16 protein-coding genes are annotated in these 17,598 nt (G+C 69.9%); 2 read left to right on the forward strand and 14 right to left on the reverse strand.

Going from position 1 to position 17,598, the window contains the following annotated elements; translation table 11 throughout:
• The first annotated feature begins 8 nt into the window (after nucleotides 1-8).
• Complete coding sequence (locus ACKI2N_RS11130) at nucleotides 9-758, forward strand: hypothetical protein (protein ID WP_420997182.1); 750 nt, start codon at nucleotides 9-11, stop codon at nucleotides 756-758.
• Between the two features lie 177 nt (nucleotides 759-935).
• Nucleotides 936-1,265, forward strand: coding sequence for a hypothetical protein (locus tag ACKI2N_RS11135; protein ID WP_420997218.1), 330 nt, complete (start codon nucleotides 936-938; stop codon nucleotides 1,263-1,265).
• 181 nt (nucleotides 1,266-1,446) lie between these two features.
• Here ACKI2N_RS11135 and clpB read toward each other — a convergent pair whose 3' ends face one another.
• The 14 genes from clpB to ACKI2N_RS11205 form a co-directional block, all read right to left on the reverse strand.
• Nucleotides 1,447-4,038: an ATP-dependent chaperone ClpB gene (clpB, locus tag ACKI2N_RS11140; RefSeq protein ID WP_420997183.1), complete on the reverse strand. Its 2,592-nt coding sequence runs from the start codon at nucleotides 4,036-4,038 to the stop codon at nucleotides 1,447-1,449.
• Between the two features lie 235 nt (nucleotides 4,039-4,273).
• On the reverse strand, nucleotides 4,274-5,194 hold the full coding sequence (locus ACKI2N_RS11145; protein ID WP_420997184.1) for a MaoC/PaaZ C-terminal domain-containing protein: 921 nt from the start codon (nucleotides 5,192-5,194) through the stop codon (nucleotides 4,274-4,276).
• Nucleotides 5,194-7,380: a 3-hydroxybutyrate oligomer hydrolase family protein gene (locus ACKI2N_RS11150; RefSeq protein WP_420997185.1), complete on the reverse strand. Its 2,187-nt coding sequence runs from the start codon at nucleotides 7,378-7,380 to the stop codon at nucleotides 5,194-5,196. The genes ACKI2N_RS11145 and ACKI2N_RS11150 overlap by 1 nt, the downstream gene beginning before the upstream one ends.
• Nucleotides 7,381-7,481: 101 nt before the next feature.
• Entirely contained in the window at nucleotides 7,482-9,050 is a 1,569-nt protein-coding gene (locus tag ACKI2N_RS11155; protein WP_420997186.1) for an acyl-CoA synthetase, read from the reverse strand.
• A gap of 59 nt (nucleotides 9,051-9,109) precedes the next feature.
• Nucleotides 9,110-10,186: a branched-chain amino acid ABC transporter permease gene (locus tag ACKI2N_RS11160; protein WP_420997187.1), complete on the reverse strand. Its 1,077-nt coding sequence runs from the start codon at nucleotides 10,184-10,186 to the stop codon at nucleotides 9,110-9,112.
• 40 nt (nucleotides 10,187-10,226) lie between these two features.
• Nucleotides 10,227-11,258 carry a branched-chain amino acid ABC transporter permease gene (locus ACKI2N_RS11165; protein WP_420997188.1) on the reverse strand — a complete coding sequence of 344 codons (1,032 nt, stop codon included), beginning with the start codon at nucleotides 11,256-11,258 and terminating at the stop codon, nucleotides 10,227-10,229.
• Nucleotides 11,259-11,509: 251 nt separating this feature from the next.
• Nucleotides 11,510-12,247, reverse strand: a complete 738-nt coding sequence (locus ACKI2N_RS11170; RefSeq protein ID WP_420997189.1) for an ABC transporter ATP-binding protein — start codon at nucleotides 12,245-12,247, stop codon at nucleotides 11,510-11,512.
• Nucleotides 12,240-13,082, reverse strand: coding sequence for an ABC transporter ATP-binding protein (locus tag ACKI2N_RS11175; protein ID WP_420997190.1), 843 nt, complete (start codon nucleotides 13,080-13,082; stop codon nucleotides 12,240-12,242). Before ACKI2N_RS11175 ends, ACKI2N_RS11170 begins: the two co-directional genes overlap by 8 nt.
• Nucleotides 13,082-14,266 carry a substrate-binding domain-containing protein gene (locus ACKI2N_RS11180; protein WP_420997191.1) on the reverse strand — a complete coding sequence of 395 codons (1,185 nt, stop codon included), beginning with the start codon at nucleotides 14,264-14,266 and terminating at the stop codon, nucleotides 13,082-13,084. Before ACKI2N_RS11180 ends, ACKI2N_RS11175 begins: the two co-directional genes overlap by 1 nt.
• Nucleotides 14,267-14,333: 67 nt before the next feature.
• Complete coding sequence (locus tag ACKI2N_RS11185) at nucleotides 14,334-14,969, reverse strand: TetR/AcrR family transcriptional regulator (RefSeq protein ID WP_420997192.1); 636 nt, start codon at nucleotides 14,967-14,969, stop codon at nucleotides 14,334-14,336.
• 109 nt (nucleotides 14,970-15,078) lie between these two features.
• Complete coding sequence (gene crcB, locus ACKI2N_RS11190) at nucleotides 15,079-15,459, reverse strand: fluoride efflux transporter CrcB (protein ID WP_420997193.1); 381 nt, start codon at nucleotides 15,457-15,459, stop codon at nucleotides 15,079-15,081.
• Complete coding sequence (gene moaE / locus ACKI2N_RS11195) at nucleotides 15,459-15,974, reverse strand: molybdopterin synthase catalytic subunit MoaE (RefSeq protein WP_420997194.1); 516 nt, start codon at nucleotides 15,972-15,974, stop codon at nucleotides 15,459-15,461. The genes crcB and moaE overlap by 1 nt, the downstream gene beginning before the upstream one ends.
• Nucleotide 15,975: 1 nt before the next feature.
• Entirely contained in the window at nucleotides 15,976-16,233 is a 258-nt protein-coding gene (gene moaD / locus ACKI2N_RS11200) for a molybdopterin converting factor subunit 1 (protein ID WP_420997195.1), read from the reverse strand.
• 14 nt (nucleotides 16,234-16,247) lie between these two features.
• Nucleotides 16,248-17,489: a molybdopterin-binding protein gene (locus tag ACKI2N_RS11205; protein WP_420997196.1), complete on the reverse strand. Its 1,242-nt coding sequence runs from the start codon at nucleotides 17,487-17,489 to the stop codon at nucleotides 16,248-16,250.
• Nucleotides 17,490-17,598: the final 109 nt, after the last annotated feature.

The following is a 17,598-nucleotide window of genomic DNA, read 5'->3' on the forward strand; positions in this document are numbered from 1 at the left end:
ACGGGATCATGAACCACCGGGTCAGTTTCCTCTGCGCGGCCGCCCTGGCCGCCGCGCTTGCCGGCACCGCCCGCGCCGAAGAGGCGGCCGCGCCCGCCGGCTCGCAGCCGGCCATGCAGCCGGCCCCGCAGCCCGGCGTGCAGGCCGGCGCGGCGGCAAGCATGCCAGCCAGCGCGTCGCGCCGGCCGCAGGCGGAACAGCCCGCGCTGGTCGTCGAGCAGCGCGCGGCCATGCCGCCCCAGCTGTTTCCCCCCAGCTACGACGAAGCGATCACCGCGCTGGTGCGCTCGTTCGACCTCGGCGCGCTGCTCGACGCCGGCCTGGACAAGGCCTTCGCCAGGCTGCCGGCAAAGATCGGCCCGATGCCGAAGGCGCGCTACATCGAATGCTCGCGCGCGAAGCTCTCCGTGCAGGCGATCGAGACGGCGGTCAGGCCCGCGCTCAGCGCGCAGATCGGGGATGCCGACCTGGCGATCCGCCTGGCCCGCCTGCTCGATTCGCCGGTCGGCCAGAAGACCAGGCAGGCCGCGCTGGCCGGCACGGAACTGCGCGACGCCGGGATTACCGTGGCCGACACGCTCGAGTTCAACCGCCACATGGAGAATCGCGCCCTGCGGGAATTCATGGAAAGCGGCGGGCTGCGCCGGATGAAGGAGGCCGTTTCGCGGACGCTGGACGCCGAAGGCCGGCGCGCCGCCAACGCCTGCGTCAAGGAGCTGGTGCCGCTGTACCGGCTGCGCAACGAGCGCGCGGCGTGAACGGCCGGGCGCGAATCGCGGCGGGAATGCCAGGGCGCGAACGGGCAGGTCCGGCCGCGGCGGGCGCGGGCATGACACGCTGAAATACCTCGTGAAATACCGTTACAGTTCTATCCCCCCGCCGGGCCGCGGCAGCGCTAGAGTACCGTCATGGCATTGCATGACGAGGACAAGAACATGAAGCAAGGTTTCTACTACGCCCTGAGCATCGGGGCCCTGGCCTGGGCCGTTTCGCAACCCGCGCTGGCGCGCGTGGACGTTGGCGTGAACATCGGCGTGCCCGCGCCGGTGGTGGTGGCGCCGGCACCGGTCTACGCCGCGCCGCCCGCTCCTGTCTATGCGCCGCCGCCCGTCTACGCCGCGCCGCCGGTGTACGGCCCGGCGCCCGTGGTGGTGGCGCCCGCGGTGGTGATCGGCTGGCATGGCGACCGCTACTGGGATGGCCGCCGCTGGTGGGCACGCCGCGACTGGTACGCGTATCACCATCCGCACGGCTATCACCGCTGACCGCAGACGCCCGCGCCGCCGGCATTGACGTTGCGCCGGCGCGACAGCGGTCGCCGTGGCGCCGCCCGCAAAATCGTTAGTTCTTATTACAAAAAAACCGCCCCCGAAACTTCGGGGGCGGTTTTGCTTTGGTGGCGCGGTGCTGCCGCGCCCGGGCCTCGATCCGGCTCCTCGATCCGGCTTATTCCGGCCGGGCCTCGCCGATGACCAGCTCGCCGTCGCGGTAGTCCACCGGCACCACGTCCTTGGCGGCGAACTTGCCTTCCAGGATCGCGCGCGCCACCGGATTCTCGATCTGCTGCTGGATCGCGCGCTTGAGCGGACGCGCCCCGAACACCGGGTCGTAGCCCGCGCTGGCGATCTTGGCGAGCGCCGCCTCGCTGACTTCGAGCGTCATGTCCATGCGTGCCAGCCGTGCCTGCAGCCGTTCGAGCTGGATGCGGGCGATCGACTCGATATGCTTCTGGTCGAGCGCGTGGAACACCACCACCTCGTCGATCCGGTTGAGGAACTCGGGGCGGAAATGCGTCTTCACTTCCTGCCACACAGCACCCTTCACCGCTTCGTGCGGCTCGCCGGACATGGCCTGGATGATCTGCGAACCGAGGTTCGAGGTCATCACGATCACGGTGTTCTTGAAGTCCACCGTGCGGCCCTGGCCGTCGGTCAGGCGGCCGTCGTCGAGCACCTGCAGCAGCACGTTGAAGACGTCCGGGTGGGCCTTCTCGACTTCATCGAGCAGCACCACGCTGTACGGCTTGCGGCGCACCGCCTCGGTCAGGTAGCCGCCTTCCTCGTAGCCCACGTATCCGGGCGGCGCGCCGATCAGCCGGCTCACGCTGTGCTTCTCCATGAACTCGCTCATGTCGATGCGGATCAGGTGGTCCTGCGAATCGAACAGGAACTCGGCCAGCGCCTTGCACAGCTCGGTCTTGCCCACCCCGGTGGGGCCGAGGAACAGGAACGAGCCATAGGGCTTGTTCTCGTCGGCCAGCCCGGCGCGCGAGCGGCGGATCGCGTCGGACACCAGGCGCACGGCCTCGTCCTGCCCCACCACGCGGCGGTGCAGGTAGTCCTCCATCTTGATCAGCTTCTCGCGCTCGCCCTGCATCATGCGCGAGACCGGGATGCCGGTCGCGCGGCTGACCACTTCGGCGATTTCCTCGGCGCCCACCTGCGTGCGCAGCAGCTTGTTGGGCTGCTTCTGCTCGCTGGCCTCGGCCACCGTGGCGGCCTTGAGCTTGCCCTCGAGCTCGGGCAGCTTGCCGTACTGCAGCTCGGCCACCTTGTCGAGCTTGCCTTCGCGCTGCAGGCGCGTGATCTCCAGGCGGATCTTGTCGATCTCTTCCTTGAGCGCGGCCGCGCCCTGGGCGGCACCCTTCTCGGCCTTCCAGATTTCCTCGAGGTCGGCGTACTCCTTCTCCAGGCGCGCGATCTCCTGCTCGATCAGCTCGAGCCGCTTCTTCGAGGCCTCGTCGGTCTCGCGCTTGACGGCCTCGCGCTCGATCTTGAGCTGGATGGTGCGGCGCTCGAGCTTGTCCATCACCTCGGGCTTGGAGTCGATCTCCATCTTGATGCGCGCGCCGGCCTCGTCGATCAGGTCGATGGCCTTGTCGGGCAGGAAGCGGTCGGTGATATAGCGGTGCGACAGCTCCGCCGCGGCGACGATGGCCGGGTCGGTGATCTCCACGCCGTGGTGCAGCTCGTACTTCTCCTGCAGGCCGCGCAGGATGGCGATGGTGGCCTCCACGCTCGGCTCGTCCACCAGCACCTTCTGGAAGCGGCGCTCCAGCGCGGCGTCCTTCTCGATGTACTTGCGGTATTCGTCGAGCGTGGTGGCGCCGATGCAGTGCAGTTCGCCGCGCGCCAGCGCGGGCTTGAGCATGTTGCCGGCGTCGATGGCGCCTTCGGCCTTGCCGGCGCCCACCATGGTGTGGATCTCGTCGATGAAGACGATGGTCTGGCCCTCGTCCTTGGCAATGTCCGACAGCACGGCCTTGAGGCGCTCCTCGAATTCGCCGCGGTACTTGGCGCCGGCCAGCAGGCCGGCCATGTCGAGCACCAGCACGCGCTTGTTCTTCAGGCTCTCGGGCACCTCGCCGTTGACGATGCGCTGGGCCAGGCCCTCCACGATGGCGGTCTTGCCCACGCCCGGCTCGCCGATCAGCACGGGATTGTTCTTGGTGCGGCGCTGCAGGATCTGGATGGCGCGGCGGATCTCGTCGTCGCGGCCGATGACCGGGTCGAGCTTGCCGATGCGGGCGCGCTCGGTAAGGTCCACGGTGTACTTCTTGAGCGCTTCGCGCTGGGTCTCGGCGTCGGCGCTGTTGACCGCGTCGCCGCCGCGCACGGCTTCGATGGCGGATTCGAGCGATTTGCGCGACAGGCCGTGCTCGCGCGCGATGCGGCCGGCTTCGCCCTTGTCGTCCGCCACGGCGAGCAGGAACAGCTCGCTGGCGATGAACTGGTCGCCGCGCTTGATCGCTTCCTTCTCGGTGGCGTTGAACAGCGCGTTCAGCTCGCGTCCGACCTGGACTTCGCTGTTGCCCTGGATCTGCGGCAGGCGCTTGATGGCCGCGTCGAGCGCGCCGGTCAGGCCGCCCACGTTGACGCCGGCGCGCGCCAGCAGCCCGCGCGCGGCGCCGTCGTTCTGCGACAGCAAGGCGCGCAGCACGTGCAGCGGGTCGATGTATTGGTTGTCGTTGCCGATGGCCAGGCTCTGGGCATCGGCCAGCGCTTCCTGGAATCGGGTAGTCAGTTTGTCGAGTCGCATTAAGGATCCCTCTCTCTATCTTGAATGAGTGTCCCGAGGCGGGAGGTGCGGCCAGGCGTACCCGTGCCTACCTGTCCCGGTGCGTTCCGGACACTGGATGTCTTGTCGAAAGATAGGGCTTTGCGACGACATTTCAAGGCCGCGCTGCCGCTATTTAGGGGGCTATTGAAGTGGCGCAGGCGATACTCGGCGATGCCCGGGCAACATCCCGCGGCATCCCGTGCAGGCCGCCGCCTCAGGCCGCCGCCAGGGCCCGCTTGTCCTCCAGGTTCCGCACCAGCACCAGCGCCTCCCCGGCCAGCACCGTGCGCCCGTCGTCACCCGTGACCACGGTGGCGAGATTGACCAGGTCCTTGCCGCCCCGCAGGCGCACGATGCGCACCGAGGCGGTCAGCAGTTCGCCCAGCCGGGCCGGCGAGCGCAGCCGCAGCGACTGCTTCATCCAGCCGGTGCCGCGCCCCGGCAGGCGCGTGCCGAGCAGGTCGGAGAACATCCCGGCCAGCAGCGGCAGCGGCACCATGGCGCCGTCGAAGCCCCGGCTGCGCGCGAACACGGGATCAGTGTAGAACGGGTTGCCGTCGTCGGTCAGGGATACGTATTCGTCGATGTCGCCGGCGCTGAAGGTACGTATCGCGGACGCCTCCTGGCCCACGCTCAGGTGGTAGAGCGTGCGGTCGCCACCGGGCGCGGCGCGGGCGGCGAGGATGGCCTCGTCCGGCTCCTGCAGGCGGGCCTGGGCCAGCGAGCCGGCGCTGGCGTCGACCAGCAGGATGGCGTCGCCCTGTGCCGTCACCTGCTCGTCGGTCGCCGGCGTGCGCACGCGCCCGCGCTGCACGCAGCGGATCGAGGTGTCCAGCGCGATGCGCCCGCGGCCCGGCGTGTCGTTGAGGACCAGCACGGCGGCCACGCCGTCGCCGACGAACGTCGGCCGCGGGAACATCAGCGTCTGCCCGATCGGCAGCACCGGCAGCGGGTTGCTGCGCCGCATCTGCGCGCACAGCAGCGAGAACAGCAGCATGCCGTGCGCCACCGTGGCGCCGAAATGCGTGGTGCGGGCAAACGCCGGATCGCAGTGGATCGGATTGTCGTCGCGCGAGAGCGAGGCGAAGCGGTCGAAGTCTTCCTGCGTCAGTACGCGCGGCCTGGATGCCTTCATCAGTTGGGTACCTCTACAGTGCTGCCGTCGACCGTGATGCGGTCCGCGCTGGCCGGCACGGCGGCGAACGGCGGCAGGTTGGTGGACAGGAGCGCCGGCGCGGGCGACAGCGTGCCGCCGCGCGCGACCGTGCGCACGACCTGCGAAGGCGGCAGCGCGGTGCCGGCGGTCAGGTTGGCGTAGACCGCGTCGAGCGCGCGGTTCAGATAAACGTGCAGCGGGATGAAGCGGTTGTCATAGCCGGCCACCGCGCCGATGAAGCTGTCGAAATGCTGGCCGTTGGTGACCTCGATATAAGACAGCCTGCTGGCGCCGCCCTCCTGCAGGCGGTTATAGCCGAGGTAGGGCCGCGAGGTGTGGTTGACCGGCAGCAGGGCGTCGCTGCGGCCGTGCACGATGATGGCCGGCTTGCCGTGCAGGTTGCCCGAGCGCAGCGTCTGCGCCTGGCCCGCCTGCAGCGCCAGGGACTGCCCGTCGGTGCCGCCCAGCAGCGCGCGCAGGCAGCGCGCGCCGTCGAGGTTGGCGTCCGCCACGCCGTTGCCCGGCGACTTCGAATAGATGTCGCGCAGCGGGCCGCCCGGGTTGTTGTCGTTGATCAGCTGCACGCCGGCCGCCGGCGGCACCCCGTTGCCGGTGGCGTACAGCACGTTGAGCACGTCCGGCGCGATGGCCGCCGGCGTCAGCACCGCGGCGCCGGTGGCGGCGAAGCTGTAGCCGCACAGGCGGTCGGCCACGGCCGCGCGCGCGAGCGCGTTGGCGAAGGTCACCGAGACCGCGCTGGCCACCTCGAACAGCGCCAGCGACGGATGGATCTCGTCCGACTCCGGCTCCCAGCCCGCGTTGCGCAGCGCCTGCAGCGCGTTGGCAGCCTGCGTGGCGGTGTCGGCGCCGGCGATGATGCCGGCGTCCGCGAGCGACTGGCAGCGGTTGAGCGCCGGCTGCGACAGCGCCACGGCGGGCAGCCCGTAGAGGCTGACGGCCGGCGCGTTGACCAGCGCCGTCGCCTGCGAGGTGCACAGCTGCAGCAGGTTCGCCGTGGTGGTGTAGTCGTAGAGCGTGCGGCCCGACGCCGCCACCGGCGTGCCGCCGCGCGTGACGGTCACCCCGATGCCGGCCGGCAGGTTGAGGTTGGGCTCGCCCACGGCCACGCCGTCGATCAGGCCCTGGGTGTCCTGCTCGGCTGCCGCGATGGCCGCGCCGCCGCCGTTGGAAACGCTGGAGGCGATCACCACCACGGTGTCCGGGCTGAAGGTGCGCTGGCGCGTGCCGTCCGGCGCCACCGTGCCGAAGCGGTCGTTGAGCGCCCACAGCGCGAACTGCGCGGCCTGCAGCGTGAAGGCGCCCCAGTCCTTCTCCGGGTTGCGCTGCGAATGCGCATGCTTGAAGGCAAGGCGGTGCGGCGCCAGCGCGTTGAAGGCCGGCAGGCTGGTGCCCGGGAACGGCGCGGCGAACTGCGCGCCGGCGCCGGCCGTGCCGCGCGGGGCGCGCGTGCCGTCGATCAGCGGCACGGTATCGGTCTCCAGGTCGTGCGGCGCGGCGCCGGTGCCCTTGTCGGTATAGGCCACCGCGCAGCCGCGCTTGAGCGCCCATTCGCCGGTGGAGATGGCGCCGTAGACGCCGCGCGAGCCGGACGAGGTGGCGGTGATCAGGCACGGCCGGGTCACGTTGAAGCTGTCCGGGATCTGCACCAGCATCGTCACGTTCTGCTGGCCGCTGCCGTCGTCAGAAAAAGCCAGGTACTCGCGCCCGGCCACCTTGCCCTGGCCGCCGGTGACGTTGCCCTGGGCATCCACGTTGGGGCCGAACAGCGTGCCGTAGCCGCCGCCCGTGGTGGTGTCGACCAGCGCGCGGTAGTTGGTGTAGATGGCGTAGCGGCGCAGCTCGGCCGCGCTGGGCGCCGCCGGGTTCAGCGGCAGCGGCGCGGTGGCCGACGCCAGGCCGTCCTTGCCGAGGCCGGCGGTGAGCAGGTCGTCGGTATTGCCGTCGAAGGTCTTGATCGTCACCGTGCCGATGTTGGACGGCTTGACGTTGGGATTGGCGTTGCCGCCGTTGTTGCCATTGTTGTTGCCGTCGCCGCCGCAGGCGGCCAGCGCCAGGCAGGCCGAGGCCGCCAGCGCCAGGCCCGGCGCGCCGCGCCGGCCGGGTTGAGCCGCACTGCCGATACTCACCGCAAATTCGCGCAACATGTCGTGCCCCTTTTTGCATGCTTGTTTGATCGGATAACGCCAGACGCCGGCAACCAGCCATCCTTCCCTTCCCTGCCTTTCTCCCCGCCGCGCAGCCCCGCCTACGACGGCGCAAAGCGCGCGCGCAGCTTGTGCTTCTCCACCTTGCCCGACGGCGTGCGCGGCAGCGCCTCGATCAGGCGCACGTGCCGCGGCACCTTGTAGCCGGCCAGCGTGGCGCGGCAGTGGGCCAGCACGGCCTCGGCATCGAGCCCCAGTCCGGGCCGGGCCACCACCAGCGCCATGCCGACTTCGCCCCAGCGCGCGTCCGGCACGCCGATGACGGCGGCCTCGGCCACCGCGGCGAGCTGGAACAGCGCGTTCTCCACCTCGGCCGGATAGACGTTCTCGCCGCCGGAGATGAACATGTCCTTGGCGCGGTCGACGATGTAGTAGTCGCCCTCCTCGTCCATGTAGGCGATGTCGCCCGAATGCAGCCAGCCGTCGCGGATGGCGGCGGCGGTGGCCTCGGGCAGGTTCCAGTAGCCGGGCGTGACGCCGGGCCCCTTGATCAGCAGCTCGCCGCGCTCGCCGGGCGCCACGTCGCGCCCGAGCGCGTCCACCACGCGCGCGAGCATCGAGCCGACCGGCTTGCCGATGGTGCCGATCTTGCGGCGCGCGGTAGCCTCGTCGCAGACGAACACGGTCGGCCCGGTCTCGGTCATGCCGAAGCCGAAGCAGATCGTCACGCCCTTGGCGAGGTAAGCCTCCAGCAGCGGGCGCGGCACCGGCGAGCCGCCGGCGGACATGTTGCGGATGCGCGAGAAATCCGCCGCGGCGAAGCCGGGATGCTGGCTCAGGAAGAGATAGACGGCGGGCACCGCGAAGAACATCGTGATGCCCTCGCCCTCGCCCTCGCCCGCGTCGCCGGCGGCCTTCGCGCCGAGCTTGCGCAGCGTCGCCTCGGCATCGAACTGCCGCATGATGTGCACGGTGCCGCCGGCGTGCAGCACCGGGTTGGCATAGAGATTGAGCCCGCCGGTGTGGAAGAACGGCAGCACGTTCAGGAACACGTCGTCGCGCGTGATCCGGTTGGCCAGCATGGCGTTGACCGCGTTGAAGAAGACCATGCCGTAGGTCTGGATCACGCCCTTGGGGCGGCCGGTGGTGCCGGAGGTGTAGAGCAGGTGCCAGATTTCGTGCTCGTCGCGGCAGGGCATCTCGATGAGGCGGCCGGAGGCGCTGGCCAGCACGGCTTCGTACTCGGTCCAGCCGCCCGGCACGTCGGCGCTTTCGTCGTCGGCCAGGTGCAGCACGGCGCGCAGCGGCAAGGCGCGGCTCAGGGCCGCCGCGGTGGCGAGGAAGCCGTCGCCGGCCACCAGCACCGCGGGCGCGCAGTCGCGCAGGATCGGCAGCAGCTCGGCCTCGGGCAGGCGCCAGTTCAGGCACACCATCACCATGCCGGCCTTGGCGCAGCCGTACAGCATCTCGAAGTAGTCCGGGCTGTTGTGCGCCAGCACCGCCACGCGGCTGCCCGGCGCCAGCCCCAGCCCGCCGAGATACTCGGCAAAGCGGCTGGCGCGCTCGTCGAACTGGCGGTAGGTCACCGCGCGGCCGCTCTCGGCATCGACCAGCGCGATCTTGTCCGGCATGTGCCGGGCATGCTTGTGCAGCCAGTCGACGACGTACATGGGGCAAGGTCTCCGCTTTGTCTTCTTGTTGTCTCGTTTTCCCGTCTTGCGCGCAGTGCTCAGGACGCCACTTCATGCCTGGCGCGGTCGCCGCGCAGGCGGCCGACGATGCCCTGGGGAAAGTAGTACACGCTGAGGATGAACAGCAACCCCAGCCACAGCAGCCAGCGGTCCGGATGCAGCAGGCCGGACAGCAGCGGAATGGCGGCGGTGCCTTCGCTGGCCAGCTTCATCACGTCCTGCAGGTAGGTCTGCGCCACCAGGAACAGCGTGGTGCCGATGATAGCGCCGTACAGCGTGCCCATGCCGCCGATCACCACGATCAGCAGGATGTCCACCATGATCTCGAACGACAGCGAGGTGTCGGGCCCGTTGTAGCGCAGCCAGAGCGCCATCAGCACGCCGGCCAGCGTGGCGAAGGCGGCCGACAGCACGGTGGACGCCGTGCGGTAGACCACGGTGCGGTAGCCGATGGCCTCGGCGCGGAAATCGTTCTCGCGGATGGCCTGCAGCACCCGGCCGAACGGCGAGTTCACCACGCGCAGCAGCAACAGGAACAAGGCCAGCGCGCAGGCGAACACGAAGTAGTAGCAGAACAGCTTGCCGTTGAGCGGCACGCCGAACCATTCGGCGCCGCCCGGCGCGAAGCCCGGCGTGAAGGCTTCCGGCACCTTGAAGGTGATGCCGTCCTCGCCGCCGGTCCACTCGGACAACTGGGAAACCAGCGTGGCGAAGGCGGTGGCCACGGCCAGCGTGATCATGGCGAAGAAGATCGCCCGCACCCGCAGCGAGAACAGCCCGATCAGGAAGGCCAGCGCCATCGACACCAGCAGCGCGCCCGCCGTGCCGAGCGCCAGCGCGCCCCAGCCCGGCTCGAGCCGCGACATGGCGATCGCCACGCCGTAGCCGCCGATGCCGAAGAACATGGTGTGGGCGAAGGAAACGATGCCGGTGTAGCCGAGCAGCAGGTCATAGCTGGCCACCAGCACCACGAAGACGCAGATCTTGGCCGCCATGTTGAGCGCGCGCGCGCCGGGAAACAGGAACGGCGCGCAGGCCAGCGCAAGCAGCATCGCCGCCAGGATGACGGCCAGCGCGCGGCTGCGGGGCAGGTCGCCGGAAAGGAGTCGGGTCATGGCTTGGGTGATGGCTTGGGTGATGGCTTTTCCTCGGGGCTCAGCGCCTGGCCACCGGGTACAGGCCCTGCGGGCGCCACAGCAGGATCAGCACCATCAGCAGGATGTTGGAGAACAGCGCCAGCTTGGGGAACAGGAAGCCGGTGTAGTTGGCCATCAGCCCCACCAGCAAGGCGCCGACGAAGCAGCCGGTGGTGGAGCCGAGGCCGCCGATGATGATGACGATGAAGATCAGCACGTTGACCTGCGCGCCGATCGCGGCCGTGATGTTCTGCTGGTACAGCCCCCACAGCACGCCGCCCATGCCGGCCAGGCCCGCTCCCGCCACGAACACGCCGATGAACAGGCGCCGGATGCGGTAGCCGAGCGACTCGACCATCTCGCGGTTCTCCACGCCGGCGCGGATCAGCAGCCCGATGCGCGTGCGGTCGAGCACCAGCACCATCGCCACGAACACCGCCAGCCCCAGCACCACCGCGATCAGGCGGTATTTCTCGATGGCCGCGTCGCCCAGCAGCACCGCGCCGCGGAACGTGGCCGGCACCTGCAGCGCGATGGTCTCCGCGCCCCAGATCGCCTTGATCAGCTGCTCGGCCACGATCATGCCGCCCATGGTGATGAGGATCTGCTTGAGGTGCTGGCCGTAGACCGGGCGCACCACTACGCGCTCGAACAGGAAACCGACGACGCCGGCGGCCACCATGGCCGCCGCGATGGCCAGGCCGAACACCGCGAGATTCAGCGCGAGGCTGTCGGCCTCGACCCATGCCCCCAGCGGCAGCAATACCGACGCCGCCACATAGGCGCCCAGCGCGATGAACGCGCCGTGGCCGAAGTTGAGCACGTCCATCAGGCCGAACACCAGCGTCAGGCCCGACGACACCACGAACACGATCATGCCCATGGCCAGGCCGGCGACGGTCAGCGTCAGCCAGGTCGAGCCGCTGCCCACCAGCGGGTAGGCCAGCAGCATCAGCAGCGGCGCCAGCGCCAGCGGGGTCCAGTCCAGCCGGACCCTGGGCAGGTTGGCCGGCGCCGCCGGGACGGCCGGTAGGGAGCTTGTACTTGGCATGGTCTCAGTCCTGACGATTTTTCCCGATCTTCTCGATTGACATGAAGCGGCGGACGGGCCGCTGTCCCGAAGGCTTTGCCGGCGCCTCTCCTGCTTCGTGGCAGAGGTCCGCGCCGGCTCGGCTTGGCACGCATCGTTTTTGCGGACGCCTGCCCTCTCCCCCGACCCCTCTCCCGCAAGCGGGAGAGGGGAGAAAACACCGCACGGCCAACGCCATGGCCGCCGCCACCGGCGTCACCCGGCCGCGCCAGCTACTGGTGCGCCGCCAGCGAGAGCCCCAGCAGCCGCTGCTGCAGCGCCTCATCCTCGGCCAGCGCCGCCATGCTGCCGGCATGCACCACGCGGCCGTGGTCCATCACGGCCACCGTGTCGCCCACCGACTTCGCCATGTGGAAGTTCTGCTCCACCAGCAGGATCGACACGTCGGTCTGCTTGAGCTCGCGGAACACCGCGATCATGTTCTGGATGATGGCCGGCGCCAGTCCCTTGGTGGGCTCGTCGACGATCAGCAGCTTGCGCGGCTCGATGATGGCGCGCGCCACCGACAGCATCTGCTTCTGCCCGCCGGACAGTACGCCGGCGCGCTGGTGCCAGAAGATCTTCAGCGCGGGGAACATGCGGAACACCCAGTCCAGGCGCTGCGCGTCGATGGCGCCGCTGCGCGCGGCCAGGCGCATGTTTTCCGCCACGGTCAGCTCGGCGAACACGCTCATGTTCTCCGGCACGTAGGCAATGCCGGCCTGGGCGATGGCCGGCGTGCCGCGGCGCGTGATGTCGGCGCCGTCGAAGGCGATGCGCCCCGCGCTGGCCTGCCACAGGTTCATGACGGTGCGCAGCGTGGTGGTCTTGCCGGCGCCGTTGCGCCCCAGCAGCATGGTCACGCCGCCGCGCGGCACGGCGAAGCTCACGCCGTGCAGGATGTGGTATGGCCCGATATGCGTCTGCACGCCCTCCAGGCTCAGGATGGGGGATGCCGCCGTTTCAGCCATGGCTGCCCTCCTGCGGCGAGCTTTCCTCCGCGGCCATGCCGAGATAGGCCTGCTGCACCACCGGCGAGGCGATCACTTCGGCCGGATCGCCGTCGGCCACCAGGTTGCCGTTGTGCAGCACGACGATGCGGTCGGCCAGCGAGCGCACCACGTCCATCTTGTGTTCCACCAGCAGCACGGTCTTGCTCCTGTCGCGCTTGATTTCCCGGATCAGGTCGAGGATCACCGGCACCTCGTCCACGCTCATGCCGGCGGTCGGCTCGTCGAACATGAAGATGCGCGGCTGCAGCGCCAGCAGGATGGCCACCTCCAGCTTGCGCTGGTCGCCGTGCGGCAGCGAGGCCACCGGCAGGTGGCGCTTGCCGGCCATGGCCACGCGCTCCAGGCACGCTTGCGCCTCGGCGCGCACGGCGCGGTTGCCGCTCCATACCGACCACAGGTCCAGCCCCGCGCGCTGGCGCGCCTGTACCGCCAGGCGCACGTTCTCGAACACCGACAGGTTCGGGAACAGGCTGGTGAGCTGGAAGGCGCGGCCGATGCCGCGCCGCGCCTTGTGCGGCACCGGCAGGCGCGTCACGTCCTCCCCGCCCAGCAGGATCTGCCCGGCGGTGGGCGGCAACTGCCCCGAGATCAGGTTGAAATACGTGGTCTTGCCGGCGCCGTTGGGGCCGACGATGCAGGTCAGCTCGCCCGGGCGGAACGCGCACGACACCGCATCGACGGCCACGTGGCCGCCGAAGCGGATGGTCAGGCCGCGCGTCTCCAGCGCGGGCGGCCCGGCAGCCGCGCCCGGCAGCGCTGCCGCGGTGCCGGCGGAAGTGGCCCCCACCGTCATCACCGCTTGTTGCGGACGGGCACGCTCATCTCCTCGGGCCTGATCTCGCGGATCAGCTCGGGCACGCCCCAGGCGAAGGCCGGATCGACCTTGATCTTGAAGTGGTACATCGACTGCAGCGCCTGGTGGTCTTCCTTGCGGAAGGTCATCCTGCCCTTGGGCGTGTCGAACGACATGCCTTCCATCGCGCCGATCAGCTTCTCGGTATTGGTGTCGCCGCCGGTCTTCCTGAGCGCCTCCACCAGCGCGATGCCGGCGGCCATGCCGCCGGCGGTGAAGAAGTCGGGCGGAGTCTTGAACTTGCTGTAGTGGTTGGAGACCAGCCACTCGTTGGCCTTGTTCTTGGGAATGCCGAAGTAGTAGTAGGTCGCGCCCTCCATGCCCGGGAAGTTCTTGTAGCTGGCCATGGCGGGCAGGATGTTGCCGCCGGTGGCGATCTCGATGCCATAGCGCTTCGGGTCGAGGTCGGCGATCTTGAACGGGTTGCCGGCGCCGGCCCAGATGATGAAGATGATCTTGCGCCCGGGCTTGTCCTTGAGCGCGTCGAACAGGCGCTGCGCGCCGGCGGTGAAGTCCGTGGTGCTGGTGGGCAGGTATTCCTCGTGCACGACCCTGGCGTTCCTGAGCGCGCCCTTGAATGCCTTCACGCCGTCGCGGCCGAAGGCATAGTCCTGCGCCAGCGTGGCGATCTGCACGCCGGGCTTGTCCAGCGCCACCGCGTTGGAGATGGCGTCCTGCGAGGAATTGCGGCCGGTGCGGAAGATATAGCGGTTCCACTTCTCGCCGGTGATGGAGTCCGCCACGGCGGGCTCGACCAGCAGGATCTTCTTGTATTCCTCGGCCACCGGCAGCATCGCCAGCGCCGTGCCCGACGACGTGGGGCCGACGGCGATGTCGGCGCGGTCGTCGCTGTAGGCGGCGGCAAGCTGCGCCTTGGCCACGTCGGGCTTGCCCTGGGTGTCTTTCTCCAGCACCACCAGCTTGTTGCCGTCGACGGCCATGGTGCCGTTGGTGGCGTATTCCAGCCCCATCATCAGCCCGGTCTGGGTCTGCCTGGCGTAGGCCTCGAGCGCGCCGGTCTTGTCGTAGACGTGGGCGATGCGGATGTCCTTGGCCTGGACGCCGGCGGCGGCCAGCAGGCCGGCCAGCGCGAGCGCGCCGGCCGCTAGGTGCTTGCGTTGCATTGCTGTCTCCTCTTGGGTGCTTCTTATTGTTGCCGGGGCAAAGGCCGCCGGTTGGTGCTGCCTGCCGTTACTGCCGGCCCTTCTCCAGGCCCGTCTCCGGGGCCGTCTCCAGGCCGTGCGAGATCATGTCGAAGGCGGTCTCCACCACCTTGTCCATCGACGCCGGGCGCTTCCACAGCGCGTAGCGCATGCCGAGGAAATTGCTGATGCCGATCAGGCACCAGGCCCGCACCTCGGCGTCGCCGGGCGAGATCTGGCCCTGCTCCTCGGCCTTGCCCAGGCGCCGGCTGTAGACATCGGCGAAGACCTGGAAATAGCTGCTGTAGATGGTCTCGTCCACCGAGTACGAATCCAGCACGATGCGGTACAGGTTCTTGTGGCGCGAGACGAAGGAAAGGAAGGCCTTGAGGCCGAGCCGCTCGGCCTCGATCTGGTTCTGCGCCGGGCCGACGTGCTTGCGCAGGTGGGCGCGCACCAGTTCCAGCATGTGCTGCACCAGCGCGCGGAAGATGTCTTCCTTGTCCTTGAAGTAGAGGTAGAAGGTGCCCATCGCCACCTGGGCCTCCTGGGTGATCTCGGCGATCGACGCCACGTAGTAGCCCTTCTCGCCGAACACCTTCTCGGCGGCCCGCAGCAGCGCCTCGCGGGTCTTCTGGCCGCGCGCGGTCTTCGGCTGGCTTGCGCCTGGATCGGTCAGGGACATCGCGGCTCCGGGTCGTGAAACATGATATCTGATTCATGTTTCATCGTATAAACCCGGCGCTCGGGATGTCAATAGATCGCTTCCCGTAGAGCCGCGCCGTGCGCCGCGCTCAGGCCAGCAGCCGGTAGGTCCACAGGCCGAGCGCGGTCAGCGCCAGCGAGCCGCCCAGGTGCAGCAGCAGGTGCGCCGCGGCCCAGCCGTAGTCGCCGGCCATCAGGTTGGCCACGACCTCGCTGGAAAACGTGGAGAAGGTGGTGAGCCCGCCGAGGAAACCGGTCACCGCCAGCAGGCGCCATTCGGGCGGCAGTTCCGAGTGCGTGTCGAAATATCCGACCGCGAGGCCGATCAGGTAGCCGCCCACCAGGTTGGCCGCCAGCGTGCCATAAGGCAGCGCCGGATTGGCGGCATTCCACAGCACCGAGAACAGCCAGCGCAGCCACGCGCCCACCGCGGCGCCCACCCCCACCGCGACAAACCCGAGCGGGCCCATCAGCGCGCGGCGTCCGCAGCTTGCGGCGGCGCCAGCGGGGCGTCGCCGCTGGCGTTGAGCGAGCGCACGCCCCAGCGCTGCAGCGCGGCCTCGTCGGCCACGCGCGCGTCGACCCAGCGCGCGCCGTCCGGAGTCTGCTCTTTCTTCCAGAACGGGGCTTCGGACTTGAGATAGTCCATGATGAATTCGCAGGCCGCGAACGCGTTGCCGCGGTGAGCCGAGGCCACCGCCACGAGCACGATCTGGTCCAGCGGCAGCAGCGGGCCGACCCGGTGCACGATGGTCACGCCGAGCAGCGCCCAGCGCTCGCGCGCCACGGCCTCGATGCGGGCCAGCGCCTTTTCGGTCATGCCCGGGTAGTGCTCCAGCTCCATCGCGCTCACGGCGCTGCCGTCGCTGACGTCGCGCACGGTGCCGATGAAGCTGGCCACCGCGCCCACGCCCGGCTGGCCCGCGCGCAGGGCGGCCACCTCGGCGCCCAGGTCGAAATCCTCGCGCTGTACCCTGACGCTCATCTCAGCCTCCCGTGACCGGCGGGAAGAAGGCCACTTCGCAGCCTTCGGCCAGCGCGCTGCCGGCATCCGCCACTTCGTGGTCCACCGCCATGCGCAGCGCGCGGCCTTCGGCCAGGGCCTCGGCCCAGGCGCCGCCGCGCGAGACAAGCCAGCGGCGCAGCTCGCCCACGGTGGCGACCGCGGCCGGCACCTCCGCCCGTTCCTGCCCCACGCCCAGCTGCTCGCGCACGCTGGCAAAGAACCGCAGTTCGATGTGCATCGCAGTCGCTCCCCTCAGCCCAGCAGCCCGTCGAAGGCGATGTACTGCACGATGTCGCCGCGCGCGATCGACTGGCCCGGCGGGTTGTCGACCAGGCCGTCGCCCCACACGGTGGAGGTCAGCACGCCCGAGCTCTGGTTGGGGAACAGCTCCAGGCCGCCCGCCTGGTTGGTGCGCACGCGCAGGAATTCGTTGCGGCGGTCGCCCTTGGGCAGCTCGAAATCGGCGCGCAGCAGCAGGCGGCGCGGCATCACGTCCTGCACGCCCTGCAAGCGCAGGATGAAGGGCCGCACGAACAGCAGGAAGGTCACGAAGCTGGAGACCGGATTGCCCGGCAGCCCGAGGAAATAGGCCGGCGCCTGCCCGTCGCGCGCGACCTCGCCGAAGGCCAGCGGCTTGCCCGGCTTCATGGCGATCTGCCACAGGTTCAGCCGCCCTTCGGCCTGGACCGCCGGCCGGATGTGGTCTTCCTCGCCCACCGAGACGCCGCCCGAGGTGATGATCAGGTCATGCCCGGCCGCGGCGCGGCGCAACGTCTCGCGCGTGGCGACCAGCGAGTCCGGCACGATGCCGAAATCGCTGACCTCGCAGCCGAGCCGCTCCAGCAGGCCGCGCAGCGTGAAGCGGTTGGAGTTGTAGATGGCGCCCGGCCTGAGCGGCTCGCCGGGCATGGCCAGTTCGTCGCCGGTAAAGAAGACCGCCACCTTGACGCGCCGCACCACGTCGAGCGCCGCCTGCCCCACCGAAGCGGCCAGGCCCAGCGCCTGCGGCGTCAGGCGCGTGCCGGCGGGCAGGATCACGCTGCCGGCGCGGATGTCCTCGCCCGCGCGGCGGATCCATTCGCCGGGCTGCGGCGCGTGGCCGACCACCACCTCGTCGCCTTCGGCCGTGCATTGCTCCTGCATGACCACGGCGTCGGCGCCGGGCGGGATCAGGCCGCCGGTGAAGATGCGCGCCGCGGTGCCGGCCGCCAGCGGCATGCCCACATGGCCGGCTGGAATGCGCTGCGCCACGCGCAGGCGCGCGCCGGGCGCCGCCACGTCGGCGCTGCGCACCGCGTAGCCGTCCATCGAGGTGTTGTCCGCGGGCGGCACGTCCAGCGTGCTCGCCACCGGCGCGGCCAGCACGCGGCCGAGCGCGTCGAGCGTGGCGACGCGCTCGGCCTCGGCCAGCGGCGTGGCGCCGGCCAGCAGGGCTTCGAGAGCCTGGGCCGTGGTCAGCATCGGGGAGCGGGCGGGCGCGGCAGCTTGGGTCATGACGGAGACAGGTAAGTGGGGGACGGCAAACCGGGAGCTGGCGACGGCAAGCCCACGGTCGCCCATGGGAAACGGCCCGCGTACTGTTCCCGATACTTGCGGGGCAATA

The sequence above is a fragment of the Cupriavidus sp. 30B13 genome (assembly GCF_049059565.2).
Lineage (GTDB): Bacteria > Pseudomonadota > Gammaproteobacteria > Burkholderiales > Burkholderiaceae > Cupriavidus.